Consider the following 20,354-nt stretch of genomic DNA (forward strand, 5'->3'; position numbering starts at 1 on the left):
CAGTGCAGATTGACCGATGGTTGGGAACGTTCCCACAATCCGCGCCATGAACAATGCCCATTCATCCCTCCCGGCGGTTGCACCCACCGCTCCTGCGGGCCTGCAGATCGCCGTGCGCCTGGGCGCCAGGGTGCGCGACAAGGCCGACGCCATTGACCAGGCCGCCCGGCTGCTCCAGGACAGCGGCTGCGTGGCCCCTGGCTATGCCGCCGGCATGCAGGCGCGCGAGGCCCTGGCCGAAACCTTTCTGGGCCACGGCGTGGCCATTCCCCACGGCCGCGCCGAAGACCGGGCCCTGGTGCTGCGCGACGCGGTGGCCGTGCTCCAGGTGCGCGAGGGCCTGGATTGGAATGCCGGCCAGAACGTGCATCTGGTCGTGGCGGTGGCGGCACGCTCCGATGCCCACATCACCTTGCTGCGCCGCCTGGCCGGCCTGCTGCAGACACCCCGGCTGCAGGCGCTGTTCACCACCGGCGATGCGCAGCAGGTCATCGATGCACTCCAGGGGCAGGCGGACCCGGCACCGCCTGCCGCCCGCCCGGCGGCAGTGGACCTGGCCGAGGCGTGCGAATGGACCATTGCCTATCCCAACGGCCTGCATGCGCGGCCTGCCACGCGCTGGGCGGAGGCGGCGCGCGGCTTTGCCTCGCGCATGCAGGTGCGCCATGGCGGCGAGGTGGCCGATGCGCGGCAGATGGCCAGCCTGCTGCAGCTGGGACTGCGCGAAGGCGACAAGGTCACCGTCTCGGCAGAGGGGCTCGACGCCAGGGCCGCGGTCCAGCGCCTGTGCGCCGTGGCCCAGGCCCTGGTGGCCCAGGAACGTGCCGATGCCGACGCCGCTGCGCGCAAGGCGGCCGAATCGCCCGCCACGGGCTGGCTGCCGCCGCTGGCGCGGCCTGCCTTTGTGGGCCTGGGCGCCAGCCCGGGGCTGGCCGTGGCCCGCATCCACCAGTGGCGTGTGGAGGCCGCCGAGATCCCCGACCTGCCCGAGCCGCTCAGCGTGGGCGGTGCGCGGCTGCATGCGGCGCTGGCCGAGACGCAGGGCCAACTGCGCGCCCTGCATGACGACACCCGCCACCGCCTGGGCGAAGGCGATGCGGCCATCTTCAGCGCGCAGGCCGAGTGGCTGGGCGACACCGGACTCATCACGCGCGCCTGCCAGTTCATGGTCCAGGGCCACGGCGTGGCCTGGGCCTGGGACCAGGCCGTGGAGGAGGGCGCTGCCCGTCTCCAGGCGCTGGACAACCCTGCGCTGGCCGCGCGTGCCGCCGACCTGCGCGACGTGGGCCGGCGCGTGCTCGTGCAATTGCAGCCCTCGCTGGCAGCGGCGGGGCCGGATGGCCTGCCGGAAGGCGGCTGCATCCTGGTCGCGGCCGATCTTTCTCCCTCGGAAACCGCCCAGCTGGACACGGCGCGCGTGGCCGCGCTGGTCACGGCGCAGGGCAGTCCCACCTCGCACACGGCCATACTCGCGCGCACGCTGGGGCTGCCGGCCGCCGTGGCGGCAGGCGGCGGCGTGCTGGGCATGGCCGATGGGGCCCTGGCCATCGTCGATGGCGCCAATGGCCGCATCTACCTTGATCCCTCGGAGCAGGACCTGGCTTCGGCGCGTGCCCACATGGCCGAGCAGCAGGCACTGCAGGAACGCGTGGCCGCGCAGCGCAGCCTGCCTGCCATCACCACCGATGGCGTGCGCATCGAAGTCTGCGCCAACGTCAACCTGCCCGGGCAGGTGCCGCTGGCCCTGTCCCAGGGCGCCGAGGGCGTGGGCCTGATGCGCACGGAATTCCTGTTCCTGGAGCGCGGCAGCACGCCCGGCGAGGACGAGCAGTACGAAACCTACCGCGCCATGGCGCAGGCGCTGGAGTGCCGGCCGCTGATCGTTCGCGCGCTGGACATCGGCGGCGACAAGCAGGTCGCCCACCTGGAGCTGCCGCGTGAGGACAACCCCTTCCTGGGCGTGCGCGGCGCGCGGCTGCTGCTGCGCCGCCCCGACCTGCTGGAGCCCCAGATGCGCGCCCTGTACCGGGCGGCCCGCGATGGCGCAAGGCTGTCCGTGATGTTTCCCATGGTCACCAGCGTGCAGGAACTGCTGGCGCTGCGCGCGGCCTGCGAACGGCTGCGCGCCGAACTGGACGCCCCGGTCCTGCCGCTGGGCATCATGATCGAGGTGCCCGCCGCCGCCGTGCAGGCCGACGCACTGGCCCGCCATGCCGATTTCTTCTCCATAGGCACCAACGACCTGACCCAGTACGTGCTGGCCATGGACCGCCAGAACCCGCAGCTGGCGGCCGAGGCGGACAGCCTGCATCCGGCCGTGCTGCGGATGGTGCGCGCCACCGTGCAGGGCGCTGCCACCCGCGCACGCCCCGTGGGCGTCTGTGGCGGACTGGCCGGCGACCCGTTCGGTGCGCTGCTGCTGGCCGGGCTGGGGGTGGGCGAGCTGTCCATGACCCCCAACGACATCGCCGGTGTCAAGGCCGGCTTGCGTGCGGCCAGCCTGCGGCAGCTGCAGGCGCTCGCAGGCAGGGCGCTCGGCTGCGAGGATGCCGCGCAGGTGCGGGCACTGGCCAAGGAGGTGATGGCATGAACGCCCCGCAAGCCATCACCGTGACCCTGAACCCGGCCATAGACCAGCTTGTGACCCTGGATGCGCTGCTGCCCGGCCAGGTGCAGCGCGCGCTGGGCAGCGTGCAGGCGCCGGGCGGCAAGGGCATCAATGTTGCCGCCGCCTTGGCGGGCCTGGGCGTTTCCACGGCCGCGCTGGGCGTGCTGGGCCGCGACAACGCCGGCATGTTCGAGGCCTTGTTCGCGCAGCGCGGCATTGCCGACGCCTGCCTGCGCGTGCCGGGCCAGACGCGCACCAACATCAAGCTGGTGGCCGACTGCGGACGCCAGACCACGGACATCAACCTGCCAGGCCTGGCCTTGGCCGAAGCGCATCTGGACGCCGTCATGGCCGCGCTGGCCCGGTATCTGCGGCCCGGCCTGGCCGTGGTGCTGTCGGGCAGCCTGCCGGCCGGCCTGCCTGCGGACAGCTGGGCCCGGCTCCAGGCCCAGGCCGTGGCCGCCGGTGCCGATGTGCTGCTGGACACCAGCGAGGCCCCCCTGGCCGCCGCCCTGGCGACGGCCCCCCATGTGGCCATGCCCTGGGCCATCAAGCCCAACCGGGAGGAGTTGCAGGCCGCCACCGGCCAGCGCCTGGACGGCCGCGACGCGCTGCTGGCCGCCGCGCGCAGCCTGCTGGACCGGGGGCTGGGGCTGGCCGTCGTGTCCATGGGCGAGGAGGGCGCGCTGTTCGCCAGCGCGCAAGGCGCGGTGATCGCGCGGCCGCCGCAGCGGGCACGCGGCAGCTCCGTGGGCGCGGGCGATGCCATGGTCGCGGGCATGGTGGCCGCGCGGCTGCGCGGACTGGATCTGGCAGACACCGCACGCCTGTCCACGGCCAGCGCGCTGGCCTGGCTGCAGGCCGCGCCCGCGCGCGAAGTCGATGCCAACCGCGTCCAGGCACTGGCTGCCAGCGTGCTGCTGGAGCCATGCCAGTGGCCGTGATCCCCCATTCTTCAGGAGCTCTCATGAACCCTCTTTTTGTGGTGATCGCAGCCGCCGGGCACGACGCCGAAGCGCTGCTGGCCGCCGAAGCCCTGCGCCATGCGGCCGGACAGCGACCCTTGGCCGTGGAAGTGCGTGCCAGCGGCGGTGTGATCGGGCTGCATGCGGCCGATGCCGCCGCGCAGGCCGGGCAATTGCTGATCGTGGCGGATGCCGGCACCCATGACGATGCAGATACCGCCGCCGATGCCTCCCGCTTCGTGCACGCCGCCGTCGAGCGCTGCAGCCTGCGCGAGGCGCTTGATGATCCGGCCGGCGTGCTTGCACGCTGCGCTGCCGCCAGTCCCGCAGAAGAGCGCATGGGCGAGAACATGGGCAAGCGCACGGGCAAGCGGATCGTGGCCGTCACCTCCTGCCCCACAGGCATCGCCCATACCTTCATGGCGGCCGAGGGCCTGCAGCGCGGCGCGGCGGCGCTGGGCCACGCCATGCGCGTGGAGACACAAGGCTCGGTGGGCGCGCTCGATGCGCTGACGCCGCAGGAGATTGCCGAGGCCGACCTGGTCATCATCGCCGCCGACCGCGAGGTCGATCTTTCGCGCTTCGCGGGCAAGCCGTTGCTGCGCAGCGGCACCAAGCCGGCCATACGCGACGGCTCGGGGCTGATCGCCAAGGCGCTGGCCGAAGCCACCGTGCATGGTGCCGCCGTGGGCGCTGCTGCAGGTGGCGCCGCGCCCACGCCGGCCCGGACCCAGGGCGGTGCCTATCGCCACCTGATGACCGGCGTGTCCTTCATGCTGCCCTTCGTCACGGCGGGCGGCATTCTGATCGCGATGGCCTTTGCGCTGGGCGGCATCTATGTCCATGACGATGCGCACCAGGGCACGCTGGGATGGACGCTGTTCCAGATCGGCGCCAAGGGCGGCTTTGCGCTGATGGTGCCGGCGCTGGCCGGCTATATCGCCTATTCCATTGCCGACCGGCCCGGCATTGCGCCGGGCATGATCGGCGGGATGATCGCGTCCAGCATGGGCGCGGGGTTCATCGGCGGCATCGCGGCCGGCTTCATCGCCGGCTACGGCGTGGCCTTCATGGCGGCGCACATCCGGCTGCCGCAGGCGCTCAAGGGCCTGCTGCCCATGCTGATCCTGCCCGTGCTGGGCAGCCTGTTCACGGGGCTGCTGATGTTCTATCTGGTCGGTGCGCCCGTGGCCGAGCTGCTGCAGTGGCTGAGCGCCTGGCTGCGCGGCATGCAGGGCGCCAGTGCCTTGCTGCTGGGCCTGTTGCTGGGCGCGATGATGGCCTTTGACATGGGCGGGCCGGTGAACAAGGCCGCCTATGCGTTTTCCACGGGAATGATCGCGAGCCAGGTCTACACGCCCATGGCCGCAGCCATGATCGCCGGCATGACGCCGCCGCTGGGGCTGGCCCTGGCCACGCGCCTGTTTGCCGACCGCTTCACGCGCGAGGAGCGCGGCAGCGCCGCCTCGGCCGGCGTGCTGGGCCTGGCCTTTGTCACCGAGGGGGCCATTCCCTATGCGGCCCGCGATCCGCTGCGCACGATCCCGGCCCTGGTACTGGGCTCGGCCGTGGCCGGTGCCGTGTCCATGCTGGCGGGGGTGGAACTGAAGGTGCCGCATGGCGGCATCTTCGTCGCGCCCATTCCCAATGCCGTGACCCACGTGGCCATGTATGCGGTGGCGCTGGTGGCGGGCGTGGTGGTCACGGCCATCGCCCTGCGCATGTTCAAAAGGCCCGCCGAAGCGGGCCTTTGAAGCAGGAAGCCGGGGGAGCGCCTGGCGCGGCTCCCCCGCAGCGTTCAGCGGGCTGCGGCGCGGGCCTGTTCCAGCCAGCCGTCGAAGGTCTTCTGGTGGGCCTTGATCCAGCCGTCCACATGGCGGGTGATGTCCGAAGGCTTGCTCTGGCCCTGGCTCATCATGTGGTTCTGTGCGCTGATGTCACCCACGGGGACCTGCATCAGCTCGAACAACTTGGCGGCATCGGGATGCTTGTCGGTGAAGGCCTTGTTGGCGATGATCTGCTGCTTGTTCACCACGAAGCCGTAGTTCTTGCCGTTGGGCAGCTTGGTGTCCAGCTTGGCCTGCTCGCCGGGCAGCGAGGAGAAAGGCACCTCCAGCCATACCACGTCCTTGCCGGGCTTGAGCACGTTGCTCACCCAGTAGGGCGTCCAGGTGTAGTAGAGGATAGGCTTGCCGGCCTTGTAGCGCGAGATGGTGTCGGCGATCAGCGCCGAGTAGGTGCCCTGCTTGTGGGTCACGGTGTCGCGCAGCTTGTAGGCCGTCAGGTGGTGCTCGATCACGGCCTCGCAGCCCCAGCCCGGCGTGCAGCCGGTGAGGTCGGCCTTGCCGTCGCCGTCCGAGTCGAACAGCTTGGCGATCTTGGGGTCCTTGAGCTGGCCGAGGTTGGTGATCTTGTATTCGTCGGCCGTCTTCTTGTCCATCAGGTAGCCCTGGGCGGCGTTGTCCGAGTACACGCCCTTGCGGAACAGCTTGGCGTCGCCGCCCGCGTTCTTGTAGTAGTCGGCGTGCAGCGGGTTCCAATGCGTGGCCAGGAAAGTGGCATCGCCATTGGCAATCGCCACGTGGGCCGTGGGGTACTCGACCTCCTGGAAGGGCTGCACGTCGTAGCCCAGCTTCTCCAGGGCCTTCATGACGATGAGGGTCTGGAAGCTCTCTTCGGCGATGGAGCTCTTCAGTGGCAACACCTTCACGCCCTTTCCGGGCTGTTCGTCGGCCGACCATGCGCTGGCGCAGGCCAGCGCAATGCCTGTGGCGATGGCGCCGGCGCGCAGCCAGTGGCGCAGTGCGTTGGCCTGCAGTCGGTTGGGGTTCAGGGCTTGGATCATCCTCGGGTTCCTCCGTTGTGTGATGAAAGGGGAGCGGGCGGCCAGCGGGGCTGGCCGTTTTCGGGAAGGCGACGCGGCAGAAGGCCCGTCCGCGCCGCAGGCAAGGCGTTCAGCTGGTGCTGCCGCGATGAACTGGCTTGCTGCCGGCGCCCAGCAGGCGGGCAATGCAGCCAGCGGGGCCGCTGTGCCACCAGCGCGCGCCGCCACGGGTGGTCTGTCCCATGGCCTGGGTGATACGGTCCAGCACGATGGCCAGCAGCACGATGCCCAGGCCGCCCACGGTGGCCAGGCCCATGTCCAGGCGGCCGATGCCGCGCAGCACCATCTGGCCCAGGCCGCCCACGGCGATCATGGAGGCGATCACCACCATCGACAGCGACAGCATCAGCGCCTGGTTCACGCCGGCCATGATGGACGGCATGGCCAGCGGCAGCTGCACCTTCCACAGCAGCTGCCAGGGCGAGGCGCCGTACGCGCGGCTGGCCTCGATCAGGTCGGGGCGCACCTGGCGGATACCCAGGTTGGTCAGGCGGATCAGCGGCGGCAGCGCGAAGATGATGGTCACGATCACGCCGGGCACGTTGCCGATGCCGAACAGCATCACCACGGGCACCAGGTAGACGAAGGCCGGCGTGGTCTGCATGGCGTCGAGCAGCGGGCGTGTCCAGCGCTGCGCACGGTCGCTGGAGGCCAGCAGGATGCCCACGGGCAGCCCGATGACCATGCAGAACACCAGCGAGGTCAGCACCAGCGACAGCGTCACCATGGCCTCGGGCCAGATGCCCAGCATGGCGACGACCACAAGCGAAACGGCGGCGCCAATGGCCATGGCGCGGCCCGCGAACTGCCAGGCCACCAGGGTCAGGATCAGGATCAGCAGCGGCCAGGGCAGGGCCAGCATGGCATCGGTGATGCCCGACAGCGTGCCGTCGATGGGCGTGCGCACGGCCTGGAAGAAGGGGCGGAAATGGTGGACCACCCATTCCAGGCCGCTGTTGATCCAGCCCTGCACGGGCAGGCCGTCGGTGGTCAATTGGTGCCAGAGGCTGGCATGGGCGTCTTCGGGAACGCCCGAGCCGGCCGAGGCGCCCAGCCAGTCACCGCCTGCAGCATCATCGCCGCTGGCGGCGCCCCAGGGATCGGCCGGGGCATCGGGTGCCGGCGTGGCGGCGGTGGCCCAGGGATCGGCGCTTGCAGAGGCTGCAGAGGCTGGGGAATCGGTGGAAGCAGGGGCTGCGCTCGCATCGGCCCAGGGATCGGTGGCGGCAGCGGCGGTGTTCGGGTTCAGGTTGTTGTTGGCATCGCTCATGCGGCATCTCCTTGTCGTTGTTCGATCGGCTCCACGGTCGGCGCGACGGTGGGGGCGACGGTGGGGGCGTTGGAGGCCGGGAAATGCGGGTTGAGCGTGACGGGCGGCACGATCTCCTGCGGCGGCGGCACGGGCGGCGTGTCGCGGTCCAGGAAGCGCAGCATGGTGGTGCGGCTGACCACGCCCATGAACTGGCCGTCGTCGCTGGTCACCGGCAGCGCGCAGGGCGCGGCGGCCACGGGCCCGAACAGCTCGGCCACCGGCGTGCCTGCGGACAGCGGCTCCACGTTGGGCAGGAAGGCGTGGCTCAGGCCCAGCATGCCCGGGCGGCCATGCAGTGCGTCGCGCAGCGACTGCGAGGACACCACGCCCAGGAAGCGGCGGCGCGCGTTGACCACATAGGCGTAGTCGCGGTCGGAGTCTTCCAGCAGGCGCTGGGCGGCACGGCAGCCGCGGTCGCTGTGCTCCGACACCACGGTCAGGGCCTGGCGCGCAATGTCCCCGGCCTTGAAGACCGAGGCCGCATCCACGCCGCGCACGAAGCTGCGCACATAGTCGTCGGCGGGGCTGCGCAGGATCTCGTCGGGCGTGCCGACCTGGATCACCTGGCCATCCTTCATGATGGCGATGCGGTCGCCGATGCGCATGGCCTCGTCCAGGTCATGCGAGATGAAGACGATGGTGCGGCGCTGGATCTGCTGCAGGCGCAGCAGCTCGGACTGCATCTCGGTGCGGATGATGGGGTCCAGGGCCGAGAAGGCCTCGTCCATCAGCAGGATGGACGGATCGGACGCCAGCGCCCGGGCCAGGCCCACGCGCTGCTGCATGCCGCCCGACAGCTCGTCGGGATAGCTGGCGCCCCAGGCGCCCAGGCCCACCTGCTCCAGCGCGGCCTGGGCCTGCTTCTGGCGCTCGGCCTTGTCGGCGCCGGCCAGCTCCAGGCCGAAGGCCGTGTTGTCCAGCACCGTCATGTGCGGCATCAGCGCAAAGGACTGGAACACCATGGAGATGTCCTTGCGGCGCAGCGCGCGCAGATCGCGCTCGCTCAGGGCATTGATGTCCTGGCCATCGACCACGATGCGCCCGGCCGTGGGCTCGATCAGGCGGTTGAGCATGCGCACCAGGGTGGACTTGCCCGAGCCCGACAGGCCCATGACGACGAAGATCTCGCCGGCCTCGATGGTGAAGTCGGCGTCGAACACGCCGATGGACTGGCCCGTGCGCTCCAGGATCTCCTGTTTGCTCAGGCCTTGTTGGACGAGCTCGAGTGCGGTCCTGGGGTCGTCCCCGAAAACCTTGAACACATGATCGATGATGATCTGCTTGGCCACTGTGGCGTTCTCCTTTTGGGTGAGATGGAACACAGTCCAGCGTCCTCGACGGGCGAAGACGCTGGCGCGCAAGCCAAAAATGAAGCCCTGATGCCGTTCGCTGCAGGGGACGGCCGTCCCCCGTTGCTGGAATTCAAACAGGTGCGAAAGCACCCGAGACGGCTCGGATGGCACGCGAAGCGGTGCGCAAGAGCCAGAGGTCGAGAGCAGCCGGCGGCAAGCGCGCGCGGTGTCTCAGGCGGGCATCGTGGCTGAAGATCAGCCAGCGCGATGCCCCACAACATCAGGACCGAGTTTCGGCCCGGTTGACGGGGCTGTGCCGGGAGCACAACGATCCGCCGGAGGGATCGGCAGGCCGTGAAGACGGTGCCGATGACCTGCTTGGCAGGTTGTAAAGAAGCCGAAATTATATAAAACAGGTTTTACTGCGTCAAAACGCATGAGCCGGAAAAGGCCTGTTTCGGGCTGTTTCAAGCCCTTGAGGGCTGCAATCCGGTCAGTATTTGCTCACTTAATGAGAGCATAGAGATCATGATTCACAAGGCATATGCTGTCATCGATGAATAAAATCGGTCAAGCGTCAGCTTGAGGAAAGCTTCAGGCCCGATCTGCGGCAAAAAGCGTGCCCGGCGCCCGCCCATGAAAAAAGCCCCGCAGCGGCTGGCGCTGCGGGGCTTCGGTGTGGGATGCCGCCGGCTCAGTGGTTGCCGGCCGTGCTGTTGATCAGCTTGTCGGTGTAGGCGATGGCCAGGGCACTGGCCAGGAAGGTGACGTGGATGATGGTCTGCCACATCAGCACTTTCACGTCGTAGCTGCCTGCGTTGATGAAGGTCTTGAGCAGGTGGATGGAGCTGATGCCGATGATGGACAGGGCCAGCTTCACCTTGAGGATGGAGGCGTTCACGTGGCCCAGCCACTCGGGCTGGTCGGGGTGGCTGTCCAGGCCCAGGCGGCTGACGAAGGTTTCGTAGCCGCCCACGATGACCATGATCAGCAGGTTGGAGATCATCACCACGTCGATCAGCGCCAGCACCACCAGCATGATGATGGTTTCGTTGAGCGCGCCGATGGGCGCATCGTGCTTGTAGCCGATGCTGGTGATCAGCGCCTGCAGCGCTTCCTGGTTGCCGAAGGCGGCCTCGATCAGGTGCCACAGCTCCAGCAGGAAGTGCCAGACATAGACGCCCTGGGCGGCGATCAGGCCCAGGTACAGCGGCAGCTGCAGCCAGCGGCTGGCGAAGATCAGGGAGGGCAGGGGACGCAGGGGGGAGCCGGGGGCTCGGTTGGAGTTTTGCTGGCGGGCCATGGTGGTCGGTCGCGCTTGTCTTGCGTGGGGGCGTGGATGGGAGGGGACAATGGCCGTGGAAAACGGGCGCGCGATTTTAGCGGCGAAACAGGCCATTGCCGGTGACAGCCAGGAACTGCGGGGAATCCCCAGGTAGACGCGCCCAAGGGTGTTTCAGTCAGTGGCATGTAAGACCGGCCCCCGACAGTCACACCACAATTTTTATTTGGCCAGCCCAGGAGACAAGCAAGCATGAGCACCGCAACAGCATCCCCCATTGAATCGGTACTGGTGGAGAACCGGGTCTTCCCGCCGCCGGCAGACTTTGCCGCCAAGGCCCGCATCTCCGGCATGGAGCAGTACAAGGCGCTGTGCGCCGAGGCAGAGAACGACTACCAGGGCTTCTGGGCCCGCCTGGCGCGCGAGAACGTGGTCTGGTCCAAGCCCTTCACCCAGGTGCTGGACGACAGCAATCCCCCCTTCTTCCGCTGGTTTGCCGATGGCGAACTCAATGCCAGCGCCAACTGCCTGGACAAGCACATGGGCACGGCCGTCGAGCACAAGACGGCCATCATCTTCGAGGCCGATGGCGGCGAGGTCACCAAGGTCAGCTACCGCGAGCTGCTGGAGCGCGTCTCGCAGTTCGCCAACGCGCTCAAGGCCCAGGGCGTGCAAAAGGGTGACCGTGTCCTGATCTACATGCCCATGACCATCGAGGGCGTGGTGGCCATGCAGGCCTGCGCGCGCATCGGCGCCACGCACAGCGTGGTGTTCGGCGGCTTCTCGGCCAAGGCGGTGCAGGAACGCATCGTCGACGTGGGCGCCGTGGCCGTGATCACCGCCAACTACCAGATGCGCGGCGGCAAGGAACTGCCGCTCAAGGCCATCGTGGACGATGCGCTGGCGCTGGGCGGCTGCGAGGCCGTGCGCCATGTCTTCGTCTACGAGCGCACGGCCACGGCCTGTGCCATGACGGCGGGCCGCGACAAGACCTTCAGCGAGATCCTGGCCGGCCAGAGCACGGAGTGCGCGCCCGTGGCCGTGGATTCCGAGCACCCGCTGTTCATCCTCTACACCAGCGGCTCCACCGGCAAGCCCAAGGGCGTGCAGCACTGCACGGGCGGCTACGTGCTGTGGGCCAAGCAGACCATGGAGTGGACCTTCGACCTCAAGCCCAGCGACGTGTTCTGGTGCACGGCCGACATCGGCTGGATCACGGGCCACACCTACGTAGCCTACGGCCCGCTGGCCGCTGGCGCCACGCAGATCGTGTTCGAGGGCGTGCCCACCTTCCCCAATGCGGGCCGCTTCTGGCAGATGATCGAGCGCCACGGCTGCACCATCTTCTACACGGCGCCCACGGCCATCCGCTCGCTGATCAAGGCCGCCGACAGCGATGCCGCCGTGCATCCGAAGAACTGGAACCTGTCCAGCCTGCGCCTGCTGGGCAGCGTGGGCGAGCCCATCAATCCCGAGGCCTGGATGTGGTACCACAAGCATGTGGGCGGCGAGCGCTGCCCCATCGTGGACACCTTCTGGCAGACCGAGAACGGCGGCCACGTGATCGCCCCCATGCCGGGTGCCACGCCGCTGGTGCCGGGTTCGTGCACGCTGCCGCTGCCGGGCATCATGGCCGCCATCGTCGACGAGACCGGCCACGAACTGCCCAACGGCGCAGGCGGCCTGCTGGTGGTCACCAAGCCCTGGCCCAGCATGATCCGCACCATCTGGGGCGACCCCGAGCGCTTCAAGAAGAGCTATTTCCCGGCCGAACTCGGCGGGCAGACCTATCTGGCAGGCGACGGCGCCGTGCGCAGCGAGGACCGGGGCTACTTCCGCATCACCGGCCGCATCGACGACGTGCTCAATGTCTCCGGCCACCGCATGGGCACGATGGAGATCGAATCGGCCCTGGTCGCCAAGACGGATCTGGTGGCCGAGGCCGCCGTCGTGGGCCGCCCCGACGATCTGACCGGCGAGGCCATCTGCGCCTTCGTGGTGCTGAAGCGGGCACGCCCCACGGGCGAGGAAGCCAAGCAGATCGCCAAGGAGCTGCGCGACTGGGTGGCCAAGGAAATCGGCCCCATCGCCAAGCCCAAGGACATCCGCTTCGGCGACAACCTGCCCAAGACGCGCAGCGGCAAGATCATGCGCCGCCTGCTGCGCTCGATTGCCAAGGGCGAGGCCATCACCCAGGACACGAGCACGCTGGAGAACCCGGCCATCCTCGACCAGCTGGCCGAGACGAACTGAGGTCCGACACGACCGCCATGAAGAATCGGAGCCCTGGCTCCGGTTTTTTCTTGGCCGGACTGCGGGCGGCGCCCTGTCTTGCAGTCCTATTTTGTGTGGGCCGACAGCTCAGGCATGATGGTTGCGGTACAACCGAAGCTGTTGCTTTCACCACTGCCGAGGGAGGCCTTTCACCATGAATCTGAGAACCTTGTCGCTGCTGATCACCGTGGCCCTGATCGCGTTGCTGGCGGCATTCAACTGGAACACGCTGGCCGCGCCATCCGTCGTGTCGCTGGGCGTCACCGATGTCCAGGCGCCGCTGGGCGTGCTGATGCTGGCGCTGACCTGCCTGCTGGGCGTGTTCTTCGTCGCCTATGTGCTGTGGCTGCAGGGCTCGGTGCTGATGGAGGCGCGCCGACACGCCAAGGAAATGCAGGCCCAGCGCGACCTGGCCGACAAGGCCGAGGCCTCGCGCTTCACCGAGCTGCGCACCGTGCTGGAAGACCTGCATGCGCGTGACAAGGAGGTGCTGATGGCGCGGCTGGATGCGCTGGAGGCCCATCTGGTGCAGCGCGCCCAGGAGTCGGACAACAGCACGGCCGCCTATGTGGGGCAGCTGGAGCAGCAGGTACGCCTGCACCAGCAGCCCGGCACGGGCGCTGCGGACTACAGGTAAGGGGGCCGGGCCCGGATTCACCGGCGGACCATGAAAAAACCGCGCGACTTGCGTTGCGCGGTTTTTTTTTGCGGGCCCTGAGGCGGGGCCCCGAAGGAAAGGCGGAGCCTACTTCAGCGACATCACCCAGGCGGCCAGCTTCTTGGCATCGGCTTCGTTGACCTGGGGGTTGGCGGGCATGGGAACCGGGCCCCAGACGCCGCTGCCGCCCTTCATGATCTTGCCTGCCAGCTTGTCCACGGCGTCCTTCTGGCCGGCGTACTTGGCGGCCACATCCTTGTAGGAGGGGCCCACCAGCTTCTTGTCCACTGCGTGGCATGCCATGCAGTTCTTGGAGGTGGCAAGTGCCTGGTCGGCCATGGCGGGGGCCACGGCGGCGACGGTCAGGGCAAATGCAATCAATGTCTGCTTCATCATGAGTTCCTGGGGTGTTGTCGGGAATAATTATGCGAACCATTGTAGTGGGCGCGCATGCGTGATGCGTTACCTCGTGTGAAGCGCTTTGTGGCGAAGGAGAAGTGATGTATCTGTTGGGAATTGCGGTCCTGCTCACCCTGCTCAAGCTGGCCGATATCGAACCTGTCGCCACCTGGTCGTGGTACGTCATCCTGGGCGCCTATGGCTTGACGGCGGCCTGGTGGGCCTGGGCGGACATGTCGGGCTACACCAAGCGGCGCGCGGCCGACAAGATCGAGCAGCGGCGCCTGAAGCGCATCGAAAAGAACAAGGAAGCCATGGGCACGGGCACGCGTTCGCGCCGCTGATCGGATCTGAATTGCGCAGCAGGCTTCGCCGCAGGCGATGCCTGGGGTCTGCAAAGGGGCGGTCCACGCCGGCCGGGGCATTCCTGCGCCCCAGCGGTGCGGCGGGTGCTGCGCCATAATCTTCGCCCAGACCCTGGCCTTCCCCACAGGACCAGGGACGGACCGAGACGACAGACAACTGGATTGCCCATGCCCGCATACCGTTCCAAGACTTCCACCGGCGGCCGCAACATGGCTGGTGCGCGCGCCCTGTGGCGTGCCACCGGCATGAAGGATGGCGACTTCGACAAGCCCATCATCGCCATCGCCAATTCCTTCACGCAGTTCGTGCCCGGCCACGTCCACCTCAAGGACCTGGGCCAGCTGGTGGCGCGCGAGATCGAGGCCGCAGGCGGCGTGGCCAAGGAATTCAACACCATCGCCGTGGACGACGGCATCGCCATGGGCCACGACGGCATGTTGTACTCGCTGCCCAGCCGCGACATCATCGCGGACTCGGTGGAGTACATGGTCAACGCCCACTGCGCCGACGCGCTGGTGTGCATCTCCAACTGCGACAAGATCACCCCCGGCATGCTGATGGCCGCCATGCGGCTGAACATTCCCGTGATCTTCGTCTCGGGCGGCCCCATGGAAGCGGGCAAGACCAAGCTGGCCAATCCCACCACGCACACGCTGGAGTTCAAGAAGCTGGACCTGGTCGATGCCATGGTGATCGCGGCCGACTCCAACTACACCGACGAGCAGGTCGCCCAGGTCGAGCGCTCGGCCTGCCCCACCTGCGGTTCGTGCTCGGGCATGTTCACCGCCAACTCCATGAACTGCCTGACCGAGGCCCTGGGCCTGTCCCTGCCCGGCAACGGCACGGTGCTGGCCACGCATGCCGACCGCGAGGAACTGTTCAAGCGCGCCGGCCGCCGCATCGTCGAGCTGGCCCGCGAGTACTACGAGCAGGAAGACGCATCCGTGCTGCCGCGCTCGGTGGGCTTCAAGGCCTTCGAGAACGCGATGACGCTGGACATCGCCATGGGCGGCTCCACCAACACCATCCTGCACCTGCTGGCCATTGCCCGTGAAGCCGAGATCGACTTCACCATGGCCGACATCGATCGCCTCTCGCGCCAGGTGCCCCAGCTGTGCAAGGTCGCGCCCAACACGCAGAAGTACCACATCGAGGATGTGCACCGCGCCGGCGGCATCTTCGCCATCCTGGGCGAGCTGGCTCGCGCCGGAAAGCTGCACACCGACGTGCCCACCGTGCACGCCAAGACCCTGGGCGAAGGCCTGGCGCAGTGGGACATCACCACCACCCAGGACGAAGCCGTGCGGCACTTCTACCTGGCAGGACCGGCCGGCATCCCCACCCAGGTGGCCTTCAGCCAGAACACGCGCTGGCCCAGCCTGGACCTGGACCGTGCCGAAGGCTGCATCCGGTCCTACGAGCACGCCTTCTCCAAGGAGGGCGGCCTGGCCGTGCTGACGGGCAACATCGCCCTGGACGGCTGCGTGGTCAAGTCGGCCGGCGTGGACGAAAGCATCCATGTGTTCGAGGGCACGGCCCACGTGACCGAGTCGCAGGACGAGGCCGTGCAGAACATCCTGGACGACAAGGTCAAGGCCGGTGACATCGTCATCGTGCGCTACGAAGGCCCCAAGGGCGGCCCCGGCATGCAGGAAATGCTGTACCCGACCAGCTACATCAAGTCCAAGGGCCTGGGCAAGGCCTGCGCGCTGCTGACGGACGGGCGCTTCTCGGGCGGCACCTCGGGCCTGTCCATCGGCCACTGCTCTCCCGAAGCTGCCGCTGGCGGCGCCATCGGTCTGGTGAAGAACGGCGATCGCATCCGCATCGACATTCCCAACCGCAGCATCAACGTGCTGGTCTCCGACGAGGAACTGGCCCGCCGCCGCGCCGAGCAGAATGCCAAGGGCTGGAAGCCCGCCCAGCCGCGCCCGCGCAAGGTCTCGGCCGCGCTCAAGGCCTATGCCAAGCTGGTGATGTCGGCCGACAAGGGCGCCGTGCGCGACCTGTCGCTGCTGGACGACTGACACCGGGCTGCACCGCCGCCCGGCGGTGCGCACCCGATGAAAATGAAAAGGGATGGAAGGCCTTGCGGCTTTCCATCCCTTTTTCTTTTCTCTTCTCTCAGGCCCTTGAGGGCTCTTGTTTCATCGTGGGGCGACCGGCTTGCCGTTTCATCGTGGCTGCCGGTTCGGGTTTTCATCGTGGAGCAAACAGCCCACTCTCATTTATGGGAAGTGCCTGAAAAATTGGCGCGGCCAAAACAAGGGACAGCGAGCAAGGGCCGCCCCGCCGCGAGGCTGTCGTCCCCCTCCCGCGAAGCGAGAGAGGGGGAAGGCGCGAAGCGCCTCAGGGGGAGCTTCATTCAGGCCGGTTCGCCCATCTTGCTTTGCAGGTAGTTGGGCAGGCCGATCTTCTCGATCAGGCCCAGTTGCTTCTCCAGCCAGTAGGCGTGGTCTTCTTCGGTGTCGCGCAGCTGGGCCAGCAGCAGGTCGCGACTGTTGTAGTCGCCGTGGCGCTCGCACAGGGCCATGGCCGAGCGCAGGCTGTCACGCACGCGGTATTCGGTGGCCAGGTCCTTGCGCAGCATCTCTTCGACGGTCTCGCCGGGCGTGAACTCATGCGGGCGCATGTCGGGGCGGCCGCCCAGGAACAGGATGCGGCGCAGGATGGCGTCGGCGTGCTGGGTTTCCTCTTCCATCTCATGGCCGATGCGCTCGAACAGGCGCAGCAAGCCCTGGTCCTCGTACTGGCGCGAGTGGATGAAGTACTGGTCGCGTGCGGAAAGTTCGCCGCGCAGCAGCTCTATGAGGCATTCGATGACTTCTGGCTGGCCTTGCATGTTCTTCTTCTCCTGACTGTGTTGAACACCGCAAGTATCGCGTGAACCCCCGGATCGGCCAAAACGCCTGCCGCAATTCCCCGCGGGCCGCGCATTGCATGCATGCGCGACGCAGAAGCATTCGCATCGCCACCGGTCTGGGTGGAGGCGGGGCCTAGGGTAAACGCTGTATTGCTATGTCGAATAATAGTTATTTATCATAACGATTATGGATCCGAAGCATCGGTGTCCAACCTCCCATTTCCCTTTTGCACAAGGAAGCGCAATGAGCACCGAACGTACCGAAGAACAGACCGTGTCCTGCACCGTCGAAGGCCGCGTGGCCTGGGTGAAATTCAACCGCCCCGAAAAGCGCAATGCCATGAGCCCCCAGCTCAACCGCCAGATGATGCGCGTGCTCGACGACCTGGAGTTCCGTGACGACGTGGGCGTGGTCGTTCTGGCCGGTGAGGGCACGGCCTGGACTGCCGGCATGGACCTGAAGGAATACTTCCGCGAGACCGAGGCCACGGGCCTGGCCGGCACCCGCAAGGCCCAGCGCGAGAGCTATGGCTGGTGGCGCCGCCTGCGCTGGTTCCAGAAGCCGACCATCGCCATGGTCAACGGCTGGTGCTTCGGCGGCGGCTACGGCCCGCTGTTCGCCTGCGACCTGGCCTTTGCCTCGGATGACGCCAAGTTCGGCCTGTCCGAAATCAACTGGGGCATCCTGCCCGGCGGCGGCGCCTCCAAGGTGGCGGTGGAGCTGCTGTCCTTTCGCCGCGCCATGTACCACGCCATGCTCGGCGAGAACATCGACGGCCGCACGGCGGCCGAGTGGGGCCTGGTCAACGAATCCCTGCCGGCCGACCGCCTGCAGGCCCGCGTCACCGAAGTGGCCGAGGCCCTGCTGCAGAAGAACCCCATCGCCCTGAAGGCCACCAAGGACGCCATCCGCCGCGTGCGCGACATGAGCTACGACAACGCCGAGGACTATCTGGTGCGTGCCCAGGAAGCCGCCAACAGCTTCGACAACGAAGGCCGCAAGGAAGGCATGCGCCAGTTCCTGGACGACAAGACCTACAAGCCAGGTCTCGGAACCTACGACTTGAGCAAGCAAGTCACCCCCTGAGGCGCTTCGCGCCTTCCCCCTCTCTAACTCGCTTCGCGAGGGAGGGGGACGACACCCTCAGTGCGGGGCGGCGCGGCCGGCTTAGGCCCTTCCTCGGTGTCCCTCGCTTGGGCAGCGTCCACCACGCGCGGTAGGCCTCCCAGCTTTAATCATTGGAGACAAGAATGACAACGACAGAGATGGCGGCCGCCGTGCGGCCCGACATCGGCAGGCTGCTGAGGCCGCGTTCCATCGCCATCGTCGGCGCCTCGGCCACGCCGGGGGCGCTGGGCGCATCGGTGCTGGGCAATCTGGAGCGCAACGGCTTCGCTGGCGACATCCACCTGATCAATCCCAAGCGCAGCGAGATCGCCGGCCGGGCCTGCCTGGCTTCGGTGGACCAGCTGCCCGAGGGCGTTGACGTGGCCGTGCTGGCCATCCCCCAGCCCTTTGTGCTGGACACGGTGCGCGCGCTGGCGGCGCGGCGCGTGGGCGCGGTGGTGATCTTCTCGGCCGGCTTTGCCGAGGCAGGCGAGCGCGGCATGGCCGAGCAGCGCGAGATCGCACGCATTGCCGCCGAGGCCGGCATGGTGGTGGAGGGTCCCAACTGCCTGGGCTGCATCAACTACCTGCAGCGCGTGCCGCTGACCTTTGTCGAAGTGAATATCGACGCGCAGCAGGTCGATGCCGCGCGGCCCGCCATTGGCGTGGTCTCGCAAAGCGGCGCCATGATGACCGTGCTGTGCACCACGCTGGCCAGCCGCGCGCTGCCGCTGTCGCACGCCATCTCCACGGGCAACGAGGCCGCCAGCCATGCCGAGGACTATGTGGACTTCCTGCTGGAGCAGCCTTCCACGCGCGTGGTCGCCATGATCGTCGAGCAGTTCCGCCAGCCCGGGCGCATTCTGGCCGCCGTGGCCCGTGCGCGCAGCCTGGGCAAGTCGGTGGTGCTGCTGCATCCGGGCAAGAGCAGCGCGGCGCGCGCCTCGGCCGCCACGCACACCGGCGCCATGGCCGGCGACTATGCGCTGATGCGCACCAAGCTGGAACGCGCAGGCGCGGTGTTTGCCGAGACACTGGAGGAGCTGGGCGACATTGCCGAGATCGCCATCCGCTGCCCGGTGCTGCCATTGGCTGGTGCAGCCGGTGCAGCAGCTGCAGCGGGAGTTGCCGTGCTGGGCGAGTCCGGCGCCTTCAAGGCGCTGACGCTGGACTGGGCCGAGGAGCTGGGCCTGGCCCTGCCCGCCATCGGCGACGACGACTCGCCCGCGCTGCGGGCTGCGCTGCCCGAGTTCGTGGGCGTGAGCAACCCACTGGACCTCACGGCCCAGGGCCTGGTCGAGCCGGACCTGTATTTCCGCACGCTGGATGCGCTGTTTGGCGATGTGCGCTTTTCCACCATCATCGTCGGCCTGATCCAGGGCGACCCGGTGACCTGCGGCATCAAGATGCCGCCCGTGCTGCGCGCCGTGCGCGAGCTGCGGCCGGCCAAGCCCGTCATCGTGGCGGGCCTGGACGAGGGCGCGGCCGTGCCTGCCGAGTTCATCGCCGAGATGCGTGCGCTGGGCGTGCCGTACTTCCCGAGCACCGAGCGTGCCCTGCGCGCCGTGCAGCGCCTGACCGCCTTCAGCCAGCGCAGTTTCGAGCGCACCGATGCCCAGCCCGTCGCGCTGGCCCTGCCCGCAGGCCGCACGGTGGTGCCCGAGTACGAATCCAAGGCCGTGCTGGCCCAGGCCGGCGTGCCGTTTGCGAAGGGCCGCCTGGCCACCTCGGCCGAGCAGGCCGTGGCGATTGCGGCGGAGATCGGCTGGCCCGTGGCGCTCAAGGCGCAGTCGGCCGACCTCAGCCACAAGAGCGATGCAGGCGGCGTGATCCTGAACATTGCCGATGCGCAGGCCATGGGCGAGGCCTGGAGCCGGCTGCATGCGAATGTGGCCGCCTATGACAGCGCCATTGCGCTGGACGGCGTGCTGGTCGAGGCCATGGGCCGGCGTGGCCTGGAGATGATCATCGGCGCGCGCAACGATCCGCAGTGGGGTCCCGTGATCCTGGCGGGCCTGGGCGGCGTGACGGCCGAGATCATGCGCGACGCGCGCCTGCTGGACGCCGACCTGTCCACCAGCGAGGTGCTGCGCGAGCTGGACCGCCTGCAGGGCGCGCCGCTGCTGCACGGCTACCGTGGCGCCCCGGCGCTGGACCGCCAGGCGCTGGCCGAACTCATCGTGCGCCTGGGCCAGGTGCTGCGCGGCATGCCGGCCATCCGCGAGATCGACCTCAACCCGGTCATCGTGCTGCCCGAAGGGCAGGGCGTGGTGGCGCTCGATGCGCTGATGCTGGTCGAGCACAGCGCCGGCTGATGCCCGCGCAAGGGCTGGCGCGGCGCGC

General features: G+C 68.2%; 15 protein-coding genes. 9 read left to right on the forward strand and 6 right to left on the reverse strand.

What is annotated here, in order from left to right:
• Positions 1–46 precede the first annotated feature (46 nt).
• From ptsP to AC5I49_RS07090, 3 genes are read left to right on the forward strand one after another with little or no spacing between them, the layout of a single operon-like run.
• Positions 47–2,590, forward strand: coding sequence for a phosphoenolpyruvate--protein phosphotransferase (gene ptsP / locus AC5I49_RS07080; RefSeq protein WP_495789102.1), 2,544 nt, complete (start codon positions 47–49; stop codon positions 2,588–2,590).
• A complete protein-coding gene (locus AC5I49_RS07085) occupies positions 2,587–3,552 on the forward strand; it encodes a 1-phosphofructokinase family hexose kinase (RefSeq protein WP_043789623.1) in 966 nt (321 codons plus the stop codon). Before ptsP ends, AC5I49_RS07085 begins: the two co-directional genes overlap by 4 nt.
• Before the next feature lie 23 nt (positions 3,553–3,575).
• A complete protein-coding gene (locus tag AC5I49_RS07090) occupies positions 3,576–5,327 on the forward strand; it encodes a PTS fructose transporter subunit IIC (RefSeq protein WP_495789103.1) in 1,752 nt (583 codons plus the stop codon).
• A gap of 44 nt (positions 5,328–5,371) precedes the next feature.
• Here the strand turns inward: AC5I49_RS07090 and proX are convergent, their stop codons facing one another.
• From proX to AC5I49_RS07110, 4 genes are all read right to left on the reverse strand, one after another.
• Positions 5,372–6,418: a glycine betaine/L-proline ABC transporter substrate-binding protein ProX gene (proX, locus tag AC5I49_RS07095; protein ID WP_495789104.1), complete on the reverse strand. Its 1,047-nt coding sequence runs from the start codon at positions 6,416–6,418 to the stop codon at positions 5,372–5,374.
• 109 nt (positions 6,419–6,527) lie between these two features.
• Positions 6,528–7,727 carry a glycine betaine/L-proline ABC transporter permease ProW gene (proW, locus tag AC5I49_RS07100; RefSeq protein WP_495789105.1) on the reverse strand — a complete coding sequence of 400 codons (1,200 nt, stop codon included), beginning with the start codon at positions 7,725–7,727 and terminating at the stop codon, positions 6,528–6,530.
• Positions 7,724–9,058 carry a glycine betaine/L-proline ABC transporter ATP-binding protein ProV gene (proV, locus tag AC5I49_RS07105; protein ID WP_016453088.1) on the reverse strand — a complete coding sequence of 445 codons (1,335 nt, stop codon included), beginning with the start codon at positions 9,056–9,058 and terminating at the stop codon, positions 7,724–7,726. Before proV ends, proW begins: the two co-directional genes overlap by 4 nt.
• 697 nt (positions 9,059–9,755) lie before the next feature.
• Entirely contained in the window at positions 9,756–10,364 is a 609-nt protein-coding gene (locus AC5I49_RS07110; protein ID WP_016445176.1) for a TIGR00645 family protein, read from the reverse strand.
• Between the two features lie 231 nt (positions 10,365–10,595).
• Here AC5I49_RS07110 and acs point away from each other — a divergent pair, with 231 nt between their 5' ends.
• Both acs and AC5I49_RS07120 read left to right on the forward strand, forming a co-directional pair.
• Positions 10,596–12,596, forward strand: a complete 2,001-nt coding sequence (gene acs / locus AC5I49_RS07115; protein ID WP_074922968.1) for an acetate--CoA ligase — start codon at positions 10,596–10,598, stop codon at positions 12,594–12,596.
• Positions 12,597–12,771: 175 nt separating this feature from the next.
• Complete coding sequence (locus tag AC5I49_RS07120; RefSeq protein WP_016445178.1) at positions 12,772–13,254, forward strand: hypothetical protein; 483 nt, start codon at positions 12,772–12,774, stop codon at positions 13,252–13,254.
• A gap of 108 nt (positions 13,255–13,362) precedes the next feature.
• Here the strand turns inward: AC5I49_RS07120 and AC5I49_RS07125 are convergent, their stop codons facing one another.
• On the reverse strand, positions 13,363–13,668 hold the full coding sequence (locus tag AC5I49_RS07125; protein ID WP_016445179.1) for a c-type cytochrome: 306 nt from the start codon (positions 13,666–13,668) through the stop codon (positions 13,363–13,365).
• A 107-nt stretch (positions 13,669–13,775) separates the two neighbouring features.
• On the opposite strand from AC5I49_RS07125, the gene AC5I49_RS07130 reads away from it, so the two are divergent.
• Together AC5I49_RS07130 and ilvD are read left to right on the forward strand one after the other, a co-directional pair.
• Positions 13,776–14,018 carry a TIGR04438 family Trp-rich protein gene (locus AC5I49_RS07130; RefSeq protein ID WP_016445180.1) on the forward strand — a complete coding sequence of 81 codons (243 nt, stop codon included), beginning with the start codon at positions 13,776–13,778 and terminating at the stop codon, positions 14,016–14,018.
• Positions 14,019–14,207: 189 nt separating this feature from the next.
• On the forward strand, positions 14,208–16,067 hold the full coding sequence (gene ilvD, locus AC5I49_RS07135) for a dihydroxy-acid dehydratase (protein ID WP_473042777.1): 1,860 nt from the start codon (positions 14,208–14,210) through the stop codon (positions 16,065–16,067).
• A 338-nt stretch (positions 16,068–16,405) separates the two neighbouring features.
• On the opposite strand, the gene bfr is transcribed toward ilvD, so the two are convergent.
• On the reverse strand, positions 16,406–16,882 hold the full coding sequence (bfr, locus tag AC5I49_RS07140; RefSeq protein WP_016445182.1) for a bacterioferritin: 477 nt from the start codon (positions 16,880–16,882) through the stop codon (positions 16,406–16,408).
• A 265-nt stretch (positions 16,883–17,147) separates the two neighbouring features.
• Between bfr and AC5I49_RS07145 the strand changes: the two genes are divergently transcribed.
• Together AC5I49_RS07145 and AC5I49_RS07150 are read left to right on the forward strand one after the other, a co-directional pair.
• Positions 17,148–17,990: a p-hydroxycinnamoyl CoA hydratase/lyase gene (locus AC5I49_RS07145; RefSeq protein WP_016445183.1), complete on the forward strand. Its 843-nt coding sequence runs from the start codon at positions 17,148–17,150 to the stop codon at positions 17,988–17,990.
• Positions 17,991–18,154: 164 nt separating this feature from the next.
• A complete protein-coding gene (locus AC5I49_RS07150) occupies positions 18,155–20,326 on the forward strand; it encodes an acetate--CoA ligase family protein (RefSeq protein WP_495789106.1) in 2,172 nt (723 codons plus the stop codon).
• Positions 20,327–20,354: the final 28 nt, after the last annotated feature.

It is taken from the genome of Delftia sp. (genome assembly GCF_059499305.1).